Source organism: Hydrogenophaga sp. 2FB (assembly GCF_005503365.1).
Classification (GTDB): domain Bacteria; phylum Pseudomonadota; class Gammaproteobacteria; order Burkholderiales; family Burkholderiaceae_C; genus Hydrogenophaga.
The window spans coordinates 32,417-54,640 of record NZ_SCML01000038.1; the positions used below are offsets into that span (position 1 = coordinate 32,417).

Consider the following 22,224-nt stretch of genomic DNA (forward strand, 5'->3'; position numbering starts at 1 on the left):
CAGCAAGGCCGGAGTTTTATGATGCCCCGCAGTGTATTCCCCACCGCACCCACGAAGGCCCGCATGCTCGATCGACTCAACGCTCTCTACCCCGTGCGCTACACAGCGCTGGCCTTGTGTGTGTTGATCGGATTGCTGAGCCTGTTCACGCTGGTGGCCTTCGGCATCGGCGGACTCGCGTTTCTGGTGTTCGGCGCGCTGTCGCTAGTGGGCGTGTGGGACCTGCGGCAGACCAAGAGTTCGGTGCTGCGCAACTACCCGGTGATCGGCCACCTGCGCTTCATGCTGGAAAAAATCCGGCCCGAGATGCGGCAATACTTTCTGGAGAGCGACACCGACGCCACGCCGTTCTCGCGCAGCCAGCGCAGCCTGGTCTACGCGCGCGCCAAGGGCGAGACCGACAAGCGGCCGTTCGGCTCGCAACTCGACATGAACGCCGATGGCCACGAGTGGCTCAACCACTCGCTGCAACCCAGCACCCTGGCCACGCACGACTTTCGCGTGCTGATCGGCGGTGACGCCTGCACGCAGCCGTACGACGCCAGCGTGTTCAACATCTCGGCCATGAGCTTTGGTGCGCTCTCGGCCAACGCGATCCAGGCGCTCAACGCGGGCGCGAAGCGTGGCCGTTTCGCGCACGACACCGGCGAAGGGTCGATCTCATCGTGGCACCGTCTGAATGGTGGCGACCTGATCTGGGAGATTGGCTCGGGCTACTTCGGTTGCCGCGACGAGACCGGCCGCTTCAGCCCCGAGCGCTTTCGCGCCAGCGCGATCGATCCGCAGGTGAAGATGATCGAGATCAAGCTCAGCCAGGGCGCCAAGCCAGGCCATGGCGGCGTGCTGCCCGGCCCCAAGGTGACACCCGAAATTGCGGCGGCGCGTGGCGTTCCCGTGAACGTGGATTGCATCTCGCCCTCGTCGCACAGCGCGTTCTCCACACCGATCGAGATGATGCATTTCATCACCCGGCTGCGCGAACTCTCGAACGGCAAACCCGTGGGCTTCAAGCTCTGCATCGGCCACCCGTGGGAGTGGTTCGCCATTGTCAAGGCGATGCTGGAGACCGGCGTGCGGCCCGACTTCATCGTGGTCGACGGCGCCGAGGGCGGCACCGGCGCGGCGCCGCTGGAATTCACCGACCACGTGGGCGCGCCGCTGCAGGAAGGCCTGCGCCTGGTGCACAACACGCTGGTGGGCGTGAACCTGCGCGAGCACATCAAGATCGGCTGCGCCGGCAAGATCGTGAGCGCCTTCGACATCGTGCGCGCCATGGCGATCGGCGCCGACTGGTGCAACAGTGCGCGCGGTTTCATGTTCGCGCTGGGCTGCATCCAGGCACAGAGCTGCCACACCGGCCACTGCCCCACCGGCGTGACCACGCAAGACCCGGTGCGGCAGCAGGCGCTGGTGGTGCCCGACAAGGCCGATCGCGTGCACCACTTCCACCAGAGCACGCTGATGGCGCTGCAGGAACTGGTGCAGGCCGCTGGCCTTCAACACCCGCGCGAGATCACCTCGCACCACCTGGTGCGCCGCGTGAGCGAAAACGAAGTGCGCCTGCTGGCCACCCTGCTGCCGCTCACGCCACCGGGCGCGCTGCTCACCGACCTGGCGGCGCAGCATGCGGTGTTCACGACGTACTGGGAACGGGCCAGCGCGGGCCGGTTCGGGCTGGCCTGAAGGCCGCACCTCCGGGCGCGCGACCTCAGTGGTCGCGTCCGTTGTACTCGTGAACCTTGACCGTGCTCAGGTCCAGACCTTCGATGCAGCGCAGGTTCACGGCCGCCATGGCATTGCCTTTGGGATCGACACCTTCGCCATAGGGATGGATGCCGCAGGTGGGGCAGAAGCGGTGTTGGATGACGTGCTTGTTGAAGGTGTAGGTGGCGGCCGCGTCCTCGGGGGTCTTGAGCTTGAGCCGGTCGCGGGGCACGAACCAGAGCAAGGAGCCTTTGCGCGAGCAGATCGAGCAGTTGCAGGACATGCCGCTGTCGATCTCGCCCTCGACTTCAAACGCCACCTGGCCGCAGTGGCAACTGCCGGAATACCGTGTGCTGGGCATGGAACGCTCCCGTGATGTGGACAAAAGGTCTTTGTACCAAAGGCCGCTGCGTCTGTGCGCGGCACTTACCTCAGGTTTCGATCTTCGCGCCTTTTTCCCGCAGCAGTTCGCGCAACACGGAGCGGTGGCAGTGCGACTCGTCCGCACAGTAACAACCGACCGAAAAATCCGCCTGGAGAGAGAGCGTGGCGAGCAATTCGATGGACCGGGCGTGCTCGGGCTCGGCCATTTCGGCGCGGTACTTGCGCTGGAACGCGGCCCACTGCGCGGGCGTCTCGGCGGCCTGCCCAAGCTTCATCGTCTCCACGCTCGGCGCGAGATTGGGATACCACACGTCGTACCAGTTGCCCGAGGCGAATTCCGTCTTGGGCACACCGCGCGGCGGTCGTCGCACCGTGCCGATGCGCGTGCCCTCACCCGCCGCCCGCTCGCTGCCCAACCGCACCACCCGCATCACCATGGCCGTCTCCTCATGTTGTCGAGACCCTACTGTCGCAGATCACGCCCCTGGGTGAACATCAACCCGTAGGGGCCGGGCCACTCCACACGCGGGCGATGGTCACGCCGATGCGCTCCATGCGCCGTGCCATGCACAGCACCGCATCGTCCTTGCTGAGCAAGGTGGCGCGGTGCGCGGCGGCGAGGTCGATGAACTTCTGGTCGTCGGCATCCTTGCAGGTGAAGGCGGCCTTCGGTGCCTCGGGCACCAGGCGGGTGCAGCGGTCGAAGGCGTCGAGCACGGCTTGCGCGGGCTTGGCGTGGGCCGTTAGGCGGCGCGCGATCTGCGGGTAGGCCAGCACGCGCACGAGTTCTTCGCGCATCGCCGCGGTGGCCAGCCATTCGCCGGGCGCGCGTTCGAGCGCCTCGCGCAGCGCTGCGGTGGCCGGGTCCTGGAAGACGAACAGGTCGAGCGCGATGTTGGTGTCGAGCACCAACGCCGCCGAGGTCTCCAGGCCAGCCTGCACGCTCACGCCTCGGTGTCGGGACGCGGCCTGCGCGGCGTCAGATCAAAACGGAACAGGCGGCATTCGATCGGACCATTCCACAGCGGCACGCGGCGCGATTCCTTGAAGCGCATCTTGCCGGGCAGCTTGAGGTCGGGCGTGAGCAGCCAGGCGCTCCAGCCCGCGTAGTGGGTTTTCCAATGCGCGGCGAGCTGGTTGAAAAAATCGCTGCCGTCGCCACCGTCGGCCATCTGCGCGCTCTCGCGGCCTTGGCCCGGGGTGGGTGGTGGTGTGGCGCCCACGGTGAAGGTGCGCGGCGCGCGGGGCGCCATGCGCTGGGCGCGCGCGCTCGCGTTCTCACCGGCCACGCCCGCGGCCGCGATGCGCTCGCCGTACGGCGGGTTGAGCAGCAACACACCTGGGCGCTGCGTGGGCGGCGTGCGTTGCAATGCATCGCCGCCGCGCAGTTCGATGGCATGGGCCACGCCCGCGCGCTCGGCGTTGCGTTGCGCGAAGTCGACCATGCGGAACGACACGTCGCTGCCGAAGACGATGGGCGCATGGCCGGCCGGCCATTCGCGCTGCTGTTTCACGGCGTCGGCCTTGATGGCGTCCCACACGTGGGGCTGGAACGGCAGCAGTTTCTCGAACGCAAAGCGGCGCAACTGGCCGGGCGCGATGTTCAGCGCGATCTGCGCGGCTTCGATCACCACCGTGCCGCTGCCGCAGCAGGGGTCGTAGAGCGGCGCGATCTCGTCGAGCGGTTTTTCGATGCCCGCCTCCCAGCCGGTGGCCGCGATCATGGCGGCCGCCAGGGTTTCCTTCAGCGGCGCATCGCCCTTGTCCTCGCGCCAGCCGCGCTTGAACAGCGGCTCGCCCGAGGTGTCGATGTACAGGCTCACGGTCTCGGTGGTGAGGTGCACATAGATGCGCACGTCGGGCCAGGTGGTGTTCACGCTGGGCCGCTCGCCGCGCTTGGCGCGGAAGCGGTCGCAGATGGCGTCCTTCACCTTCAGCGCGGCAAAGTTCAGCGACGTGAGCGGGCTGTGCTGCGCGGTGATCTCGACCTTGATGGTCTCTTTGGGCGTGAACCAGATTTCCCAGGCCACGTCGGACGCGGCGTTGTAGAGGTCCTGCTCGTTGCGGTAACCGCCGTGCCAGAGCTGCACCAGCACGCGCTGCGTGAGGCGGCTGTGCAGGTTCAGGCGCATGGCGTCGCGCCACGAGGCGTTGAGCGCGACACCGCCGCGCGCCTTGTAGGGCGGCTCCGCTTCGCCGGTGATGCGCTGCACCTCGGCGGCGAGCATGTCCTCCACGCCGGCGGCGCAGGGCAGAAAAACTTGTAGTTGGTTCATGTGATGTTTTGCCGCCGGGCCGCCCCAAGGCGCAACAGCCCCCTCAGGGGGCAGCGACCCGTGCAGCGGGGGAGCGTGGGGGTCATAGCGCTTTTCTGAGATTGGCGGGCGCGATGCGCAGCGCCTCGCGGTACTTCGCGACAGTGCGGCGCGCGCACTCGATGCCCTGCTCGCGCAGCAGGTCCGAGAGTTGGTTGTCCGACAGCGGCTTGGCCGGCTCTTCGGCGGCGATGAACTGCTTGAGCAGCGCGCGCACCGCGGTGCTGGAGGCGTTGCCGCCGGTTTCGGTGCCGAGCGAGGAGCCGAAGAAGTACTTGAGTTCGTAGGTGCCGAACGGCGTGGCCATGTACTTCGCCGTGGTCACGCGGCTGATGGTGGATTCGTGCAGCCCCAACTCGTCGGCGATCTCGCGCAGCACCAGCGGGCGCATGGCCAGTTCGCCGTGCATGAAGAAGTTGCGCTGGCGCTCGACGATGGCGCTGGACACGCGCAGGATGGTGTCGAAGCGCTGCTGGATATTCTTGATGAACCAGCGCGCTTCCTGCAGGCGCTGCTGCATCGCGGCGTGTCCCGCCTCGCCACCACCGTCGCGCCCGCCGCGGTTCTGCCGCATTGCGTTCGCATACACGTCGTGCACGCGCAGGCGTGGCATCACCTCGGGGTTGAGGATGACCTTGAAGCCGCGGCCGGCGTGCGTGACGATCACGTCGGGCACGACCACGTTGCGCTCCACGTCGATGAAGCGGCGGCCCGGCTTGGGTTCGAGGCGCGCGATGAGGGCCAGCGCGGCGCGCGCGGTCTCGTCGTCGATGGCGCAGAGGTTGCACAGGCGCTTCACGTCGCGCTTGGCCATGAGCTCCAGCGGCTGGGCGCAAATGGCCAGCGCCGCGCGTGCTTGCGGGCTGTTGCGCAGTTCGAGAATCTGCAGCCGCAGGCATTCGCCCAGGTCGCGCGCGCCCACGCCCGCGGGGTCCATGTGTTGCAGCAGTTGCAGCGCCACCGACAGGCGCTGCTCCAGCGCTTCGCGCTCTTCCAGGCCGTCCTGCGGGTGATCGCCACCGGCGAGTTGCGGCACACCGGACAGGTGCAACCACGCGTTGGCCAGGTCGCTCAGGCTGTCTTCCAGGTAACCGTCTTCGTTGAGCGATTCGATCAGGAAGTACAGCGCGGCACGGTCTTCGTCGGACAGGCGCAGGCAGCGCGCCTGCTCGTGCAGGTGGTCCTGCAGGCTGACCGGCGCGCGCGCGAGGTCGGCCGCGGTGGCGGTGTCGTCACCGTCGCCGGAGCCGCTGTTGCGCGCGGGCGCGTCGCCACCCCACTCGCTGTCGTCGGGCGCCATCTCCACCGTGCCGTCGCCCTCCCAGCTCTCTTCCACCGGGGTGGCGCCGTCGAGCTTGCCTTCCAGGCCGTCGCCATCGCCCGCATCGGTGCTGCTGGCGCTGGAACCGAGGGACTCGGTGGGCGACAGCGGCGCGCCGGGCGGTTCGGGCAATGAGGCATCGGCGATCTGTTCGCCCGCGCTCACCGGCACATCGGTCTGCTCCAGGCCGAAGGTTTCGCGCTCGGCCGCTTCTTCGGAGCGTTCGAGAAACGGGTTTTCGTCGAGCATCTGCTCGACTTCCTGCGCCATCTCCAGCGTGGAGAGTTGCAGCAGGCGAATCGACTGCTGCAACTGCGGCGTGAGCGCCAGGTGCTGCGAAACCCGCAGGGACAGTCCTTGTTTCATGACCGCTCGATCACATGCGGAAGTGTTCGCCGAGGTACACGCGGCGCACGTCGGCGTTTTCCACGATCTCCGCAGGCGTGCCACTCGTGAGCACGTGGCCGTCGTTGATGATGTACGCGCGGTCGCAGATGCCCAGCGTCTCGCGCACGTTGTGGTCGGTGATGAGCACACCGATGCCGCGCGATTTGAGGAAGCCGATGATGCGCTGGATCTCGATCACGGCGATCGGGTCGATGCCGGCGAAGGGTTCGTCGAGCAGGATGAAGCGCGGGTCGGTGGCCAGTGCGCGCGCGATCTCGACGCGGCGGCGCTCGCCACCCGAGAGCGCGGGCGCGGGCGAATCGCGCAGGTGGTCGACGTGCAGGTCCTGCAGCAAGGCGTCGAGCCGGTTTTCGATCACCTTCGAACTCAGGGGCTTGTCCTTCTCGTCGACCTGCAACTCGAGCACGGCGCGCACGTTTTCGGCCACGCTGAGCTTGCGAAAGATCGAGGCCTCCTGCGGGAGGTAACCCAGGCCGAGCCGCGCGCGACGGTGGATCGGCAGGCTTTCGATGGACTGCCCGTCCAGCAGGATCTGCCCGGCGTCCGAGCGCAACAGGCCCACGAGCATGTAGAACGACGTGGTCTTGCCGGCGCCGTTGGGGCCGAGCAGTCCCACCACCTCGCCCTTGAAGACGGCGAGGGACACGTCCTTGACCACCTTGCGGCTGCCATAGGCTTTCTGCAGGCCGCGCGCCTCGAGTCGGCTGACGGCAGGGCTGGCGGAACGGCCGTTGGGGCCGGCTGCCGAGGGCATGGTGGTCACTGGCGACCCTCTTCGATCTGGGGCGTGGGCTTGAGCGTGGCCGGCGGCGCGGGCACGGGGGCCGGGCTTGGCGCGGGCGCGCCTTCCTTGGGCACGGGCGTGAGCATGGCGCGCACGCGGCCCGTGGGGTTGAAGGCGGTGCGGTTGGCCACGCCGCCGTCCACGGTGAACACGTCGGTGGTGTTGTTGTAGACGATCACGTTGCCCGACGTTTCGTCGTTGAGCTGCGTGCCCTTGAAACGCTTGAGCACCGCGTTGCCGGTGAATTTGACGGTGTCTGCCTTGCTGTCGTAGTCGATGCGCTGGCCCGTGCCTTCGATGAACTCGTCCACGCCGTCGCGCTTTTGCCGGAAGAAGCCCGGGGTGCCGTGGACGACGCCAAACTGGTTGCCCTGCGGGTCCTGCCGCACCTCGACCTGGTTGCCGCGGATGATGATGGTGCCTTTGGTGATGACCACGTTGCCGGTGAACACGCTGGTCTGGCGCGCGTCGTCGTAGCGCAGCGCGTCGGCTTCGGCGTTAAGCGGCAGGTTGCGGTCGGCCTTTTCCGCCAGGGCGGGAGCGGCGCTCCACACCGCGGCGTTCAGAACGGCGACCCAGGCAGCGGTGCGGAGGAAGGTGGTGGTGGCAGGCATGGAATTTGAGGGCACGAAACTTGCATTCATTGTAGCGGTGCCCCGCTGCCCGAACAGACCGTTGCCGCAGTTTCCCGGCGCTTTGAGCGAACGGCGCCGCCCATGAGCGACAAGGCCCGCGCGCAGCGGGCCCCGACACCGCGGCAGCCGGCCTCTCAACCCTTGCGCAGCCCGGCGATCAGCGCATTGGCCACCACCAGGGTGTGCGGCCCCTGGCCCTTGATGTGATAGCGCCCGGCCACACCCAGCGCGGGTGTGCCTTCCACCTCATAAGCGTCCTGCAGCTCGACGGCCCTGGCGGCCTTTTCGCCCGTGGGCTTGGCGTTGAAGACCTCGGTGAAGCGCACGCGGTCCACGCCTTGCTTGGCCACCCAGTCGATGATGGCCGACGGCGCCACCAGCGGCTGGCGCTCCCCATGGAACGCCTGGAACACCTTGGCGTGCAGCTTGTCGACCAGGCCCATGGCTTCCAGCGAGAAATACAGGCGCTGCATCGGCACGAACTCCGGGCTGAACGCCACCGGCATGCGCCGCACGACCACGTGCGCGGGCTTCTGCTGGATCCATTGTTCAAAGGCGGGTTCGAAGTTGGCGCAGTGGACGCAGGAGTAGGCAAAGAACTCGAGCACCTCCACCTGGCCGGCCGCGCTCTCCACGGGCACCGGCTTGGCGAGCTTGACGTAGTCCACACCCTCCCTGGGGCCCACGCGCTGCGCAAGGGCGGGCGAGACAGCGAGGCCACTGGCGGCGGTGCCGGCAAACGCCAGCATGGACCGGGAAAAATCGCGACGTTGCATGAATTCAGACTCCTGAGGTTGGCCCGGTTGGGGCAGACAGCAGCCGCAAAAGTTCCCGAAGCGAGATCACGCCACGCCCGCAAAGCACCCGCCGAGAGACACCAAGGGTCCGGCTCCGCCGGCCCCTTGGTGTTGCCCCCCTGAGGGGGTGGCGCCGAAGGCGACGCGGGGGTTACCTTTGAACGCGAACCAGGGCGGCTTCCACGCCGTTGTTCTGCAACTGCTCCTGCGTCATGTCGGCCAGGGCTTTCTGGTTGAACGGGCCGACGCGCACGCGGAACACGGTGCGCCCGCTCTGTTCGCGCTCGGACACCTGCGCATCGATGCCCAGCATGGCCAGGCGCGCGCGTTGGGACTCGGCGTCTGCCGGCGTGCGGAACGCGCCGGCCTGCACGAAGTAGGTGAAGGGGTCGGCGCCGGGCGCGGCGGCGGCCGGCGCAGTTGTTGTCGCGGCCGCCGCAGGCGCCGCGGCGGGCTTCGGCTGGCCCAGGCGCGACTGCGCCAGGTCACCCAGCGGATCGGCGCTGGTGGCAGGGCGGCCAGCGGGGGCGGTAGCGGCGGGCGGCGTTGCAGCCTGGCCGTCGGCAGCCGGTGGCACGATGATCGCGCCCGGCGCCTCGGGCGCGGCAGGCACGACCACGGCCGGGGCGGTGGGCGCGGCGGCGCCGCCGAGCGAGCGGTTCGGGTTCCAGCCCTTGTTGCGCTCGGCCTCCAGGGCGTCCTGGTCGGCATTGCGCGAAACGTTGCGGTCCACGAAAGGAATCGGCACGCGCGTCACGTACACAGCGACCGCCAGCGCAACCCCCAACCCCACGAGCAGGCCGATCACCAGACCGATGAGCGTGCCCCCGGAGGTGCTTCGGGTCTTGGACGTTTTCTTTTTCATCGTTGGTTTCACCATCACATCTTCTGCGGGGCACTGACGCCCAACACAGCCAGACCATTGTGCAATACCTGCGCCGTGGCCTTGACCAGGGCGAGGCGCGCCTTTTTGACCGCTTCATCATCCACCAGGATGCGCTCGGCGTCGTAGTAACTGTGGTAACTGGCCGCAAGCTCGCGCAAGTAGAAGGTGACGTCGTGCGGCGCGAAGTCGCGCGCGGCGTCGCTCAGCATGGCGGGGTACTTGGCCAGCAACAGCATCAGGGCTTGCGCGGGCGCGCTGTCGAGCGCGGAGAGGTCGGCGTCGGCCAGCGAGGCCACGTCGCCTCCCCACGCGGCCAGCACCGAGCAGATGCGCGCGTGCGCGTACTGCACGTAGTACACCGGGTTGTCGTTGTTCTTCTGCACGGCAAGGTCGACGTCGAAGGTGTATTCGGTGTCGGGCTTGCGGCTGAGCAGGAAGAAGCGCACAGCATCCTTGCTGGTCCATTCGATCAGGTCGCGCAGCGTGACGTAGCTGCCGGCGCGCTTGCTGATCTTCACCTCTTCGCCGCCGCGCACCACGCGCACCATGGTGTGCAGCACGTAGTCGGGGTAGCCCTGGGGGATGCCGACGCCGGCCGCTTGCAAACCGGCGCGCACGCGCGCGATGGTGCCGTGGTGGTCGGTGCCCTGGATGTTGATGACCTTGGTGAAGCCGCGCTCCCACTTGGCGATGTGGTACGCCACGTCGGGCACGAAGTAGGTGAACGAGCCGTCGGACTTGCGCATCACGCGGTCCTTGTCGTCGCCGTAGTCGGTGGACTTGAGCCAGAGCGCGCCGTCCTGTTCGTAGGTCTTGCCGGCGTCGACCAGCTTTTGCACCGTGGCCGCCACGCGCCCGCTGGTGTACAGGCTGGACTCGAGGTAGTAGTGGTCGAACTTGACGGCGAAGGCCTGCAGGTCCAGGTCCTGCTCGTGGCGCAGGTAAGCCACGGCGAACTGGCGCATGCCGTCGACATCGTTCACATCGCCGCTGGCGGTGAATGCGCGGTCGTCGGCCGTCACGGTCTTCTTCGCCAGGAAGTCGTTGGCGATGTCCTGGATGTAGTCGCCGTTGTAGGCAGCCTCCGGCCACTGCGGATCACCCGGCTTGAAACCTTGCGCGCGCAAGTGCGTGGAGGTGCCCAGCGTGCCGATCTGCACGCCCGCGTCGTTGTAATAGAACTCGCGGTGCACGCTCCAGCCCTGGGTGCTGTAGAGATTGCAGATCGCGTCGCCCAGCGCGGCCTGGCGGCCGTGGCCCACATGCAGCGGGCCGGTGGGGTTGGCCGAGACGAACTCGACCATCAGGCGCTGCCCGTTGGACGGCTGCACGCCGAACGCGTCACCGCCTTGCAACACCTCGCGCACGATCTGCTGCTTGGCTTCGGGCTTGAGGCGGATGTTCAGGAAGCCGGGGCCGGCCAGGTCGATCTCGGACACCCAGCGCTGGTACACCGGCTGGGCCAGCAGCGCCGCGCGCAGGTTTTCACCGAGCTGGCGCGGGTTGAGCTTGAGCGGCTTGGCCAGCTGCATGGCCGCGGTGCTGGCGAAATCGCCATGGGCCGCCACCTTGGGCGACTCGAACGCGGCCTTGGCGCCCGCGCCGGGGGAAAGGGTTTCGAGCGCGGCGGCCAGGCCGTCGAGCAGTTCCTGTTTGATCTTGAGCATAGGGACGGGATTTTAGGTGGCGACCGCGTCGGCGGGCCGCAGCCGCTCGCGCGCCGCCGCCTTCACCGCGGCGGTCAGCCTCTGCGCCGAGGGCGACTCGTGCGCCCAGTGCTGCCAGTAGAGCGCCACGTCGACCGTGGCGCCGGGCAGGATCTCCTGCAGTTCCGGGCGCTTTTGCAGGTGCTGCTCGGGCACCATGCCCCAGCCCAGGCCGAGTTCGATCGCGGTTTCGAACGCCTCCACCGCGGGCGCGAAGTGGCGCGGGTAGTGCGGCTGGCGCAGGCCGAAGTGCTGTTCCAGAAAGGCGTCCTGCAGCGCGTCCTTGCGGTTGAAGATGATGGCCGGCTGCGCCAGCAGCTTGTGCGGCGAGACCGCGCCGCGCGGCGTGCGGCAGCGCTGCACCACGGCGGGCGAGGCCACGCAGCGGTAGCGCATGACGCCCAGCGGCTCGGCCACGCAACCGCGCATGGCCGTGGACAAGGCCGTCACGCAGCCCATCACGTCGCCGCTTTTCAGCGCGTCGTGGGTGTGGTCTTGGTCGTCGATCATGATGTCGAGCAGCAGGCGGTGCCGCTGCACCAGCGCGGCCACGCCGGGCAGGAACCAGCCGGCCACCGAGTCGGCGTTGATCGCCACCGACAGGCTTTGCCAGCGCACGCCGTCCTTCGCCGCGCCGCCGCCCTGCAGGCCGCCGAGCAAGTCGGCCTCCATCAGCCGCACCTGTTTCACATGCCCCAGCAGCGCCTGCCCGGCCGGTGTGACGCGCACCTGCTTGCCGCGCACCAGCAGGCGCTGGCCCAGCGTGTCTTCGAGCGACTTGATGCGCAGCGACACCGCCGCGAGCGTGAGCGACAGCGCCTGTGCGGCCGGGCCGAAGCCGCCGTGTTCGACCACGGCGGCCAGGGCTTCGAGTTGGCGGGCGTCCAGCATGATTTGCTCAAGTTATTTTCAACCGAACTGAGTTTAAGTTAACTGGATTTAAATCATGCGGTTTTGCGCGCACACTGCCGGCCATTCACCCGCATTCGATCGACCCCCATGACCCTCGCCTTCCCCACCTTCACCGCCGGCATGGTGCTGAGCATGTCGCTGATCATGGCCATCGGCCCTCAGAACGCACATGTACTGCGCATGGGCCTGCAGCGCCAGCACCTGTGGCTCACCGTGCTCACCTGCGCGCTGGCCGACGTGGTGCTGATCGGCCTGGGCGTGCTCGGTCTGGCGCAGCTCGGCGGCCTGTCCGACAAGCTGCTCGGAGCGCTGGTGGGCGCGGGCGCCCTGTTCCTCGCAGTGTATGGCTGGAAGGCGTTCCAGCGTTTTCTGCGCCCGCAAGCGCTGATGCTCGATGCCGAAGGGCGTGTGTCGGCGGAGCCGGTCTCGCCCCGCAAGGCGGTGTTGTCGGCGCTGGCCTTCTCGTTCCTGAACCCACACGCCTGGCTCGACACCGCCGTGCTGATCGGCACCGCCTCGCTGGCGTACGGCCAGGGCAGCACCGTCTTCGGCCTGGGCGCGGCCACGGGTTCGCTGGTGTGGTTCGTCTCGCTCGGCGCTGCCGCCTTCTGGCTCGGCCGCCGGCTCAACTCTTTGCACGTCTGGCGCGTGCTGGATGGCCTGGTTGCGTTGATGATGTGGGGCACGGCAGCCTGGTTGTTGACCAGCCTGTTCTGAACCTCGGAGGTTTCGCCATGCCAACGCCCCTGCGCGCCGCCGACGCGCCCGTGACCCTGTTCGGGCCCGACTTCCCGTTTGCGTTCGACGACTGGATCGCCCACCCCGCGGGCCTGGGCGAACTGCCGCCCGAACGGCTGGGGCAGGAAGTGGCCATCGTCGGCGCCGGCATGGCCGGCATGGTGGCGGCCTACGAGCTGATGAAGCTGGGCCTGAAGCCGGTTGTTTACGAGGCCTCGCGCATGGGCGGGCGCTTGCGTTCGCAAACCTTCGAAGGTGGCCAAGGCGTGGTGGCCGAACTCGGCGGCATGCGCTTTCCGGCGTCGAGCACCGCGTTCTTCCACTACGTGAACCGGCTCGGCCTCCCGTCGCAGCCCTTCCCCAACCCGCTCACGCCCGCCGCCGGCTGCACGGTGATCGACCTCGAAGGCCAGACGCACTGGGCCCGCACGCTGGCCGACCTGCCACCGCTGTACGCCGAGGTGGCCGAGGCCTGGGCGCAGGCGCTCGAAGAAGGGGCGGGATTCACCGGCTTGCAGCAGGCGCTGCGCGAGCGCGACGCGGTCAAGCTCAAGGCCCTGTGGGACCGGATCGTGCCGCTGTGGGACGACCGCACCTTCTACGACTTCGTCGCCACCTCGAAGGCGTTTTCCCGGCTCTCGTTCCAGCACCGCGAGGTGTTCGGCCAGGTCGGCTTTGGCACAGGAGGATGGGACTCCGATTTTCCCAACTCGATGCTCGAAATCCTGCGCGTGGTGCTCACCGGTTGCGACGAGAACCAGCTGCTCATCGTGGGCGGAGTGCAGCAGGTGCCGCTGGGTCTGTGGCAACACGCGCCCGCCGCGCACGAGCTGCGCCACTGGCCCGCGGGCACCACGCTGGCCAGCCTGCACAACGGCGCACCACGCGCGGGCGTCACCGCTATTTCGCGCGCGGCGAACGACGCGCTCGCCGTCACCGACACCTGGGGCAACACGCACAGCTACGCCGCCGTGCTCGTCACCTGCCAGAGCTGGTTGCTCACGACGCAGATCGCGGTGGAAGAGTCGCTGTTTTCGCAAAAGCACTGGATGGCGCTGGACCGCACGCGCTACATGCAGTCGTCCAAAACCTTCGTGATGGTGGACCGTCCGTTCTGGAACGACCTGCGCGCCAACGGCTGGCCGCAGATGGGCATGACGCTCACCGACCGGCTCACGCGCGGTACCTACCTGTTCGACAACGGCCCCGACCAGCCCGGCGTGATCTGCCTGAGCTATGCCTGGATGAGCGACGCGCTCAAGATGCTGCCACACACCACGCAACGGCGCGTGCAGCTTGCCTTGCAGGCGCTGCAGAAGATCTACCCCGACGTGGACATCGCCAGCCACATCATCGGCGACCCGATCAGCATCTCGTGGGAAGCCGACCCGCACTTCCTCGGCGCGTTCAAGGGCGCCCTGCCCGGCCACTACCGCTACAACCACCGCATGTACAGCCACTTCATGCAGGACGGCTTCCAGGCCTCCGAGCGCGGCATCTTCATCGCCGGCGACGATGTGTCGTTCACGCCGGCGTGGGTGGAGGGCGCGGTGCAGACCTCGCTCAATGCCGTGTGGGGCATCGTGCGGCATCTGGGTGGCCAGACGCTGGCGGCCAACCCCGGACCGGGAGAGATGTTTGCCGAGCTGGGGCCGGTCGCTTTGCCGGACTGACCATGAACACCCTCACGCTGGCGCTCTGGCAGTGCTCCTACCCGGCCAACACCTTCGACGCCCTGGCGCAGCTCGACGCCACCGCCGCGCAAGCACGCGCGCAAGCTGCAGAGCTGCTGGTGTGCCCCGAGATGTCGCTCACCGGTTACCAGATCGGCGCGCAGCGCGCGGCCGATCTGGCAGAGCCGGCCGATGGCCCGTTGTCACAGGCCGTGGCCGCGATTGCGCAACGCCACGGCATCGCCATCGTGTATGGCTACCCCGAACACAACACCGAGGGCAAGCCGTACAACGCCGCGCAGTTCATCGCCGCGGATGGCCAGCGCCTTGCGAACTACCGCAAGACACACCTCTTCGGCGACATCGACCGCGCGCAATTCAGCCCCGGCCCGCAAGCGCCTGCCGTGTTCGAGTGGAACGGCTGGCATCTCGGCCTGCTGATCTGCTACGACATCGAATTTCCGGAGCCCGCGCGCATGCTCGCGCTGCAGGGCGCGGACGCGGTGCTGGTGCCGACGGCCAACATGATCGAATTCGACGAAGTGCAGCGCGTGCTGTTGCCCGCGCGGGCGCTGGAGAACCGCGTGTTCGTCGCGTACGCCAACGCCTGCGGCATGGAAGGCGGCACGACCTACGGCGGCTTGAGCCTGGTGTGCGGACCGAAGGGCGTGCTGCTCGAACACGCGGTGCGCGATGCGGCGCTGGTCATCGCGACGCTCTCAGGTGACGACTTGCGGCAAGCCCACGCCGGCTCGCAGTTGGCGGAGCGGCGCGGCGACCTCTACGGCTTACTGGGCCGGTAGCCGGCACTCCATGGTTCGGGCCATGAGGGACGAGCCTTCGCGCAAGGGCTCGGGTTCACCGACCTCAACGAATCCGTGCGTCGCGTAGAGGCGGGTGGCCGGCGAATCGCCCACCGTCACGCCCAGCCGAACACGGCGTGCGCCCACACGTCTCGCCCAATCGAGTGCGGCCTTCAAGAGGACGCCGCCCGCGCCGCGGCCTCTTGCTTCGGGCGCGACCCACATCTGAAAAAGATGCGCCGTCTCTCGGTCCTGCGCATCGAGCTTGCACCAGGCCAGACCACAGATCCGATCCCCTTCCAGGGCGAAAAGCGGCGCGTCACGGTCGGACAACGCAGCGTCTGACAGGCGCGATGCCCACAAGGCGTCGGGCCTGCCGCGTTCAAGCGCGTAGGTGCTTCCGAATGCATCGGGTGCCTCTTGCAGTGCGCGAAGACGCAGGTCGCGGTACGCGCGCCAGTCGGACGGTTCGATCCTGCGGACTGTGATCATGGATGGCGATAGCATGTCGGATCAGTATGCACCGCAGGCCCCCACACACAGGAGATCGACGATGGCCAGGCACCACATTTTCGAGATCGCGTTTGCGAAGGTGTATCCGATGTACGTTCAAAAGGCGGAACGCAAGGGTCGCACGAAAGAAGAGGTCGACCAGATCATTCGCTGGCTGACGGGTTATGACCAGGCGGGACTCGATCGGCAGATCGAACAGGGCACGGATTTTCAAACCTTCTTTGCCCAGGCCCCGGCCATCCACCCCCACAGTGCGCTCATCAAGGGCGTGGTCTGCGGCATTCGCGTGGAAGAGATCGACGACCCGTTGATGCAAAAGATTCGCCACCTGGACAAGCTGATCGATGAGCTCGCCAAAGGCAAGGCCATGGACAAAATTCTGCGGTAACGTCGTCTTCTCGAACTTCCTTCAACTCCCCTCAAAGGCACAGCAGCACATGGCTTCAGACAATTCCCCCCGCGTCGCCCTGGTCACTGGCGCCGGCAGCGGCATCGGCCGCGCGGTTGCCCTCGCCTTGCTGCAAAACGGCTACCGCGTCGTGCTCGCCGGCCGCCGTGCCGAGCCCTTGAACGAGATGGCCGAAGCGGCGAAGGCCGCCGGCCAGCAGGCGCTGGCGGTGCCCACCGACGTGCGCGACGAGAACAGCGTCGACGCCCTCTTCGCGCAGACCGAGCAACACTTCGGCCGCCTCGATGTGCTGTTCAACAACGCTGGCGTGAACGCCCCCGCCGTGCCCATGGACGAGCTGCCGGTGGAGCGCTGGAAGGACGTGATCGACACCAACGTCACCGGCGTGTTCCTGTGCGCGCGCGCGGCCTTCGGTTTGATGCGCCGACAGAACCCGCAGGGTGGCCGCATCATCAACAACGGCTCGATCTCGGCGCACACGCCCCGCCCGTTCAGCAGCCCCTACACCGCCAGCAAACACGCGGTGCTGGGCTTGACCAAGACCATCTCGCTCGACGGTCGCGAGTTCAATATCGTCGCCAGCCAGATCGACATCGGCAACGCCCTGACCGAACTCTCCTCGCGCATGACCAAGGGCGTGCGCCAGGCCAACGGCACGGTGGCCACCGAGCCCATGATGGACGTGCAGCACGTGGCCGAGGCGGTGCTCTACATGGCGGGGCTGCCGCTCTCGACCAACGTGCTGAACATGACGGTGATGGCGAGCCAGATGCCCTTCGTCGGGCGCGGCTGAGCCGGCGCTAAGCCTCGGGCTTCGCGGCGCGGTAGAGCGAGCGCACCAGATCGGTCTGGGTGATGATGCCGGCCAGGCGCCGGTCCGCATCGATGACCGGAATGTGGTGGTGGCCACCTTCCGAAAACAGCGGCACGAGCTCCGCCAGCTGTTTCTCTTCGCTGGCCACGCGCACCGTGCGCGTCATGATCTGCCCCACCACCTCGGGCTTGGCCGCCGCGTGCAGGGTGCCGCCGCGCCGCATCAGCGCGCGCAAGCGGCTGCCGATGCCTTCGTGCTGGTCCAGGTCGGCATGGCGCATGAAGTCGGCCACGGTCACGATGCCCACCACGTGCCGCGACTTGTCCACCACAGGCAACGCCTTGATCTTCTTCTGCCGCATCAACAGCCAGGCTTCGCGCAGCGGTGTGCCGGGGCGCACGGTCACGGGCTCGCGCGTCATGATGTCCTTGCAGCGCAGGCTGCCGAAGTTGCGCTGGTAGGCTGCCGATTCGGCGTAGTGCAGCAGCTCTTCCAGGTCATCGCGGCTGACGTCGAGCACCTGGTTGTAGTGCGCCAGCGCGGCGTCCAGATCGGCCTCGGTGAAGCGCGCCGATGCGCCGGCTTGCGGCGTGCTCGGCGCGTGCCGGCCCTGCGCGTGCGGATAGCGCCGCCCGGTGAGGCTGTTGTAGAGCACGCCGGCCAGCACCAGCAGCACCGAGTTCACCAGCATGGGGAACAGGGCGAAATGAAAACTCGCCGCGCCGAGTGCGGCGAACAGCGCGGTGGCGCCACCGGGCGGGTGCAGGCAACGCAGCGAGAACATGAGCGCGATGGCCAGTGCCACGGCGGCCGAACCCGCCCACGCGGGGTCGCCGATCCACATGGCGCAGAGCGTGCCCACCAGCGCCGACAGCGTGTTGCCGCCGATGACCGACCAGGGCTGTGCCAGCGGGCTCGCGGGCACCGCGAACACCAGCACGGCACTGGCGCCCAGGGGCGCGACCAGCCACGGCCCGGCCGCCAGCGGCCCGGCCCACCAGCGGCTGAGCAAGGCCGTGACCAGGACGCCAAAACCCGCGCCCATGAAGGCGCGCCAGCGCTCGCCCGCGTTGACGTTCACCGGCGCGGGCCAGAAGCTGGCCAGGAATTGCGCGACCTTGGGTGTGCGCGCCAACGGTTGGTCGTTCATGGGCTCGATGAGGGGTTCAGTGGGTGCGAACCGTCGTTTCCATCAGGCACCGGGTGACACGCGGCGGCGCCTCGCCCAGGTGGAAGGTCAGCTTGCGGTCGCGCAGCGCGGCGTCGCCGGCGGTGAGGCGGTCGAAGCGGCGCAGGTGTTCGGTCCAGGATTCGTCGACATACATCTCGACGAAGCGCCCCGGCGCGCTGATGTCGTGCAGCAACTCCCACGACAGCGCGCCATGGCGCATGCGGCTTCGCCGGCCTTCGCTGAGCATGAGGTCCCGGAATTCGTCCGCGCGCGCCGGGTCGACGATGTACTCGATCATCACGGTGACGTGGCCGTGCGCAGGCGGTGTGTCGATCGCCGGCACTCGAAAGAGGCGGTTGGGCGTGATGTCGTCGTGCACGCCCACGTCGGGCATGAAGCGGTGGGCCAGGAGCATGGCGATCATGCCGCTGACCGAGGCGATGCCCAGGGTGATGGGCACGTTGGTCCAGGTGGCGATCTGCCCCCAGATGGCGGCGCCGAGCGCGCTGGCGCCCATGATGGACATCTGGTAGATCGACATGCCGCGCGCGCGCACCCAGTCGGGCAAGCCCATCTGGATCGACACGCTCAAGGTATTGGCGGTGGTGATCCAGGCCGCGCCGCCAAAAAAGAGCGCCGGCACCGCCACCCAGATGTGGTCGGTGAAGGCCAGGGCGGCCATGGATACGGCCTGCAGGCCCGCGCCGCGCAGCACGAGCGCGTCGCGCACATAGCGGTGGCGCAGCCGGGGCAGAAAGAAGGTGGCCGTGATCGCGCCCGCGCCCATGGAGGCCAGCAGCAGCGTGAAGGTGCCCGCGCCGCCGCCTTGCATGTTGCGCGCCACCAGCGCCAGCAGCGCCAGCATGGCGGTGGAGTGGAAGAAGAAGATCGAGATGCGCAGCAGCACGCCCTTGAGCAGGTAGGACTGCGTGACGTACTGCCAGCCCACGCGCATGGCGGTGCCCAGGGGTTCGCGACCCAGGGGGTTGGGTTTGTGTTCGCGCTTCCAGCGGCTGACGATGACGGCCGCGGCCAGCGAGATCACCGCGTTGAGCACGAACACCCAGGCGCTGCCGGCGCTGGCGATGAGCGCGCCGGCCACCAGCGGGCCGATGATGCGCGAGGCGTTCATGGACACGCCGTTGAGCGCCAGCGCGGCCGGCAACTGTGCGCGGGGCACCAGCTCGGGCACGATGGCGGAGAACACCGGCCAGCGCAGGGCCAGGCCCACGCCGTTGGCGAAGATCAGGGCCAGCAGCACCGGCGGCGTGACCGCGCCCATGAAGATGACCGCGCTCAGCACCAGGGCCACCAGGGCCACCCACAACTGGGTGAAGAGGAAGTAGCGCTTGCGGTCCAGGCTGTCGGCCAACGCGCCGCTGGGCAGGCCGAGCAGGAACACCGGCAGGGTGGAGGCGGTCTGCACCAGCGCGACCCAGATCGGCTTGGTGGTCAGCGAGGTCATCATCCAGGCCGCCGCCACGTCGTTCATCCACATGCAGATGTTGGCCATGAGCCAGGTGGTCCACAACATGCGGAACACCGGCAGGCGCAGCGGGGCAATGGGCGAGAGGCTGTCGTCTGGGGTGGGCATGGGAGAACTGTAACGGCTCCCCGTTCCCCGACGCCCGGACTCGGGCACCGGCGTCAGTCCGCGCCGAGCCCGATCGGATTCGGTTGCCGCTTCTCCACCGCGTGGCGCAGCAACGCGGCGGTGCGGAACACGCCGTGCGCGAACTTGCCGTACGGCAGCGTGGCGAACAGCGCCATCACCGCGCCCAGGTGCAGGCACAGCAGCACTGCCAAGGCGGGCGTGCCGCGCCCCAGCCACAGCGCCAGGCCGCTGGCGCTGGTGAGGAACAGCAGGGCGATGAAACCCAGGTCCATCGGCTTCTGTGCCGGATCGCCGTGCGCCGGGTCGCGGCGGCGGTTCAGGCGCCACAGGCCGGCGGTGCCGATGAGCAGGCTCAGGCCACCCACCACGCCCAGCAGCTTGGGCAAACTCGGCAGTTCGTAGGGCGCGACCCAGCCGAACGCGTAGTGGTAGACCGTGGCCACACTGGTGGCCGCGAAGCACAGCATGAAACCGTAGAAGGTGAAGTGGTGGTAGCGGCGGCGCGAGAGGGTGTAGGCGTCGTCCTCGTTGTGGCAGCCGTCGCCGTGCCCGCCGTCGAGGTATTTGAGGCGCAGCACGTTGCCCGTCGCCTCGGTGGTGGCGGGCAGGCTCAGCGGCGCGCCGCTGGTGGCGGGCGTCACCTCGCGCCAGAAGCGCGTCACGCCCATGCCGAGCGCGAACACCACAAACAGGAACACAGGCGCGAACAGGCTCACCAGCAGGTTGTGCGGGAACAGGTTGTAGAAGTTGCCGCCCAGGTTGGTGGGCCAGAGCGTGCCGTTGAGCGCCACGGCCAGCAGCAGGAACAGCGCCAGGCCGGCCGCGAGCGCCACGCTCAGCGTGAGGCCGTTGCGCTGGTAGAGCTTGCCCAGCGCGGGTGGCCAGGCGTAGTCGGCATAGGTCTGCCCGCGCACCTCGGCCATGGCCTTGGGCACGTTGATGGCGAACTCGTGCGGCGGCGCGTACTGGCAGGCGTGCAGGCAGGCGCCGCAGTTGTGGCACAGGTTGGCGAGGAAGTGGATGTCGGCCTTGCCGAATTCGAGCCGGCGCGTCATGGCCGGGAACACACCGCAGAAGCCTTCGCAATAGCGGCAGGCATTGCAGATCTGCATCTGGCGCGCCACTTCGGTTTCCGGTGCGGTGAGCACGACTTCGCCCTGGGCAAGGGCGCGGGCATCCCGCGTGAGGAGCTCAAGCGACTGCATGTTGCACCCCTTCTTTCAGTGCGGCCTTCGCCGCCTGCGTGCCGGCGATGCGGCCGAAGGCCGTGCCGATGGACATGCCCACCCCGGCGGTGTAGCCCTTGCCGAGCACGTTGCCGGCCATCATTTCGCCGGCCACGAACAAGTTCTCGCTGGGCTGGTCGTTGAAGCGCACGGCGGCGGTGTCGTCGGTGTGCAGGCCGAGGTAGGTGAAGGTGATGCCGGGGCGCACCGCGTAGGCGTAGAACGGCGCGGTGTCGATCGGCCGTGCCCAGTGGGTCTTGGCGGGTGCCACGTCTTCGGTGTGGCAATCGTCGAGCGCGGTGTGGTCGAAGGTGCCGACACGGCAGGCGGCGTTGTAGTGATTGAGGGTCTGCATGAAGGTGTCCACGTCCAGGCCGAGCTGGCGCGCGAGGTCGGACAAGGTGTCGGCTTTCACGCCCGGGAACACGGGCGGCATGAAGCGGCCGATGGCCTTGCTGTCGATGATGGAATAGGCGATCTGTTTCGGTTGCTGGGCCACCAGGCGGCCCCAGATGGCGTAGCGCTTGGGCCAGAAGTCTTCGCCTTCGTCGTAGAAGCGGCGCGCTTCGCTGTTGACCACCACGCCCAGCGACACACAGTCGATGCGGGTGCAGATGCCGCCGTCGTACAGCGGCGCGCGCGCGTCGATGGCGACCATGTGCGCCTGCGTCGGGTCGCCAATGCAATCGGCCCTGTGGTCTTCGAGCATGTGCTTGAGCAGCACACCCTTGTTGAACGCGGTGCCGCGGATCAGGAAGTTGTCGGCCGGCCATTCGCCGCGCTCGTTCTGGCCCCAGGCTTCGCGCAGCCATTCGCGGTTCGATTCGAAACCGCCGGCGGCGAGCACGCAGGCCTTGGCGGTGATGCGCTCACCGGCGCGCGTGATCGCGGCCACGAAGCGACCGTCTTCGATCTCCAGGCGGTCGACCGGCATTTCATAGCGCACGCGCACGCCGAGTTTTTCGGCGCTGCGGTAGTAGGCATTCACCAGCGCCTTGCCGCCGCCCATGAAGAAGGCGTTGGTGCGCGCCACGTGCAGCGCGCCGGAGAGCGGCGGCTGGAAGTGCACACCGTGCTGGCGCATCCAGTCGCGGCAGGTGGAAGACGCGCGGATGGTCAGACGCGCCAGGTGTTCGTTGGTCAGCCCGCCGGTGACCTTGAGCAAGTCCTGCCAGAACTCTTCTTCGGGGTAGGCCTCGACCAGCACGTCCTGCGGCGCGTCGTGCATGCAGCGCAGGTTGCGCGTGTGGCCGGAGTTGCCACCGCGCCATTCGCGCGGCGCGGCCTCCAGCAACAACACGCTGGCGCCGGCCTCTCGTGCCATCAGCGCCGCGCACAGGGCGGCATTGCCGCCGCCAATCACCAGAACATCGGGTTCCAAAAAACGCTCCTTGCGCCACGGCGTGGGAC

The 22,224-nt window shown here is 68.0% G+C and carries 22 protein-coding genes; 6 read left to right on the forward strand and 16 right to left on the reverse strand.

Annotated elements, in window-relative coordinates; all coding sequences use genetic code 11:
- The first annotated feature begins 63 nt into the window (after positions 1–63).
- Complete coding sequence (locus FFS09_RS20610) at positions 64–1,683, forward strand: FMN-binding glutamate synthase family protein (RefSeq protein ID WP_137920781.1); 1,620 nt, start codon at positions 64–66, stop codon at positions 1,681–1,683.
- 25 nt (positions 1,684–1,708) lie between these two features.
- On the opposite strand, the gene FFS09_RS20615 is transcribed toward FFS09_RS20610, so the two are convergent.
- The 11 genes from FFS09_RS20615 to FFS09_RS20670 form a co-directional block, all read right to left on the reverse strand.
- Positions 1,709–2,065, reverse strand: a complete 357-nt coding sequence (locus tag FFS09_RS20615) for a GFA family protein (protein ID WP_137920782.1) — start codon at positions 2,063–2,065, stop codon at positions 1,709–1,711.
- Positions 2,066–2,135: 70 nt separating this feature from the next.
- A complete protein-coding gene (locus tag FFS09_RS20620) occupies positions 2,136–2,525 on the reverse strand; it encodes a DUF488 domain-containing protein (RefSeq protein WP_137920783.1) in 390 nt (129 codons plus the stop codon).
- A 58-nt stretch (positions 2,526–2,583) separates the two neighbouring features.
- The gene (locus FFS09_RS20625) at positions 2,584–3,036 is read right to left on the reverse strand and encodes a PIN domain-containing protein (protein ID WP_252374456.1); all 453 of its coding nucleotides are present in this window, start codon (positions 3,034–3,036) and stop codon (positions 2,584–2,586) included.
- Positions 3,033–4,364, reverse strand: a complete 1,332-nt coding sequence (locus FFS09_RS20630) for a THUMP domain-containing class I SAM-dependent RNA methyltransferase (RefSeq protein ID WP_137920784.1) — start codon at positions 4,362–4,364, stop codon at positions 3,033–3,035. Before FFS09_RS20630 ends, FFS09_RS20625 begins: the two co-directional genes overlap by 4 nt.
- A gap of 82 nt (positions 4,365–4,446) precedes the next feature.
- Positions 4,447–6,090 (reverse strand): RNA polymerase factor sigma-54, encoded by a 1,644-nt coding sequence (gene rpoN / locus FFS09_RS20640; RefSeq protein WP_137920785.1) that lies wholly within the window; start codon positions 6,088–6,090, stop codon positions 4,447–4,449.
- Between the two features lie 10 nt (positions 6,091–6,100).
- A complete protein-coding gene (lptB, locus tag FFS09_RS20645) occupies positions 6,101–6,886 on the reverse strand; it encodes an LPS export ABC transporter ATP-binding protein (RefSeq protein WP_137920810.1) in 786 nt (261 codons plus the stop codon).
- Between the two features lie 5 nt (positions 6,887–6,891).
- Entirely contained in the window at positions 6,892–7,530 is a 639-nt protein-coding gene (lptA, locus tag FFS09_RS20650; RefSeq protein WP_252374457.1) for a lipopolysaccharide transport periplasmic protein LptA, read from the reverse strand.
- A 155-nt stretch (positions 7,531–7,685) separates the two neighbouring features.
- Positions 7,686–8,327, reverse strand: a complete 642-nt coding sequence (locus FFS09_RS20655) for a thiol:disulfide interchange protein DsbA/DsbL (protein ID WP_137920787.1) — start codon at positions 8,325–8,327, stop codon at positions 7,686–7,688.
- Between the two features lie 172 nt (positions 8,328–8,499).
- On the reverse strand, positions 8,500–9,213 hold the full coding sequence (locus FFS09_RS20660) for an SPOR domain-containing protein (RefSeq protein ID WP_137920788.1): 714 nt from the start codon (positions 9,211–9,213) through the stop codon (positions 8,500–8,502).
- A gap of 14 nt (positions 9,214–9,227) precedes the next feature.
- Positions 9,228–10,901: an arginine--tRNA ligase gene (gene argS / locus FFS09_RS20665; RefSeq protein WP_137920789.1), complete on the reverse strand. Its 1,674-nt coding sequence runs from the start codon at positions 10,899–10,901 to the stop codon at positions 9,228–9,230.
- A gap of 12 nt (positions 10,902–10,913) precedes the next feature.
- Positions 10,914–11,831 (reverse strand): HTH-type transcriptional regulator ArgP, encoded by a 918-nt coding sequence (locus FFS09_RS20670; RefSeq protein ID WP_137920790.1) that lies wholly within the window; start codon positions 11,829–11,831, stop codon positions 10,914–10,916.
- A gap of 108 nt (positions 11,832–11,939) precedes the next feature.
- Here FFS09_RS20670 and FFS09_RS20675 point away from each other — a divergent pair, with 108 nt between their 5' ends.
- Genes FFS09_RS20675 through FFS09_RS20685 form a run of 3 tightly spaced genes read left to right on the forward strand, consistent with a single transcriptional unit; the run spans position 11,940 to position 15,066 of the window.
- The gene (locus FFS09_RS20675) at positions 11,940–12,569 is read left to right on the forward strand and encodes a LysE/ArgO family amino acid transporter (protein WP_137920791.1); all 630 of its coding nucleotides are present in this window, start codon (positions 11,940–11,942) and stop codon (positions 12,567–12,569) included.
- 17 nt (positions 12,570–12,586) lie between these two features.
- Complete coding sequence (locus FFS09_RS20680) at positions 12,587–14,263, forward strand: flavin monoamine oxidase family protein (protein ID WP_137920792.1); 1,677 nt, start codon at positions 12,587–12,589, stop codon at positions 14,261–14,263.
- 2 nt (positions 14,264–14,265) lie between these two features.
- Positions 14,266–15,066 (forward strand): carbon-nitrogen hydrolase family protein, encoded by an 801-nt coding sequence (locus FFS09_RS20685; RefSeq protein ID WP_137920793.1) that lies wholly within the window; start codon positions 14,266–14,268, stop codon positions 15,064–15,066.
- On the opposite strand, the gene FFS09_RS20690 is transcribed toward FFS09_RS20685, so the two are convergent.
- The gene (locus FFS09_RS20690) at positions 15,052–15,558 is read right to left on the reverse strand and encodes a GNAT family N-acetyltransferase (protein ID WP_137920794.1); all 507 of its coding nucleotides are present in this window, start codon (positions 15,556–15,558) and stop codon (positions 15,052–15,054) included. The two genes, FFS09_RS20685 and FFS09_RS20690, sit on opposite strands and share 15 nt — an antisense overlap.
- 61 nt (positions 15,559–15,619) lie before the next feature.
- On the opposite strand from FFS09_RS20690, the gene FFS09_RS20695 reads away from it, so the two are divergent.
- Both FFS09_RS20695 and FFS09_RS20700 read left to right on the forward strand, forming a co-directional pair.
- Positions 15,620–15,967 (forward strand): DUF2200 domain-containing protein, encoded by a 348-nt coding sequence (locus FFS09_RS20695; RefSeq protein ID WP_137920795.1) that lies wholly within the window; start codon positions 15,620–15,622, stop codon positions 15,965–15,967.
- 49 nt (positions 15,968–16,016) lie between these two features.
- Entirely contained in the window at positions 16,017–16,781 is a 765-nt protein-coding gene (locus FFS09_RS20700) for an SDR family oxidoreductase (RefSeq protein WP_137920796.1), read from the forward strand.
- A 7-nt stretch (positions 16,782–16,788) separates the two neighbouring features.
- Here the strand turns inward: FFS09_RS20700 and FFS09_RS20705 are convergent, their stop codons facing one another.
- From FFS09_RS20705 to tcuA, 4 genes are read right to left on the reverse strand one after another with little or no spacing between them, the layout of a single operon-like run.
- A complete protein-coding gene (locus FFS09_RS20705; RefSeq protein WP_137920797.1) occupies positions 16,789–17,952 on the reverse strand; it encodes an HPP family protein in 1,164 nt (387 codons plus the stop codon).
- A gap of 16 nt (positions 17,953–17,968) precedes the next feature.
- Entirely contained in the window at positions 17,969–19,567 is a 1,599-nt protein-coding gene (locus FFS09_RS20710) for an MFS transporter (protein WP_137920798.1), read from the reverse strand.
- Between the two features lie 53 nt (positions 19,568–19,620).
- On the reverse strand, positions 19,621–20,793 hold the full coding sequence (gene tcuB, locus FFS09_RS20715) for a tricarballylate utilization 4Fe-4S protein TcuB (RefSeq protein WP_137920799.1): 1,173 nt from the start codon (positions 20,791–20,793) through the stop codon (positions 19,621–19,623).
- A complete protein-coding gene (tcuA, locus tag FFS09_RS20720; protein ID WP_137920800.1) occupies positions 20,780–22,195 on the reverse strand; it encodes an FAD-dependent tricarballylate dehydrogenase TcuA in 1,416 nt (471 codons plus the stop codon). The genes tcuB and tcuA overlap by 14 nt, the downstream gene beginning before the upstream one ends.
- Positions 22,196–22,224 lie beyond the last annotated feature (29 nt).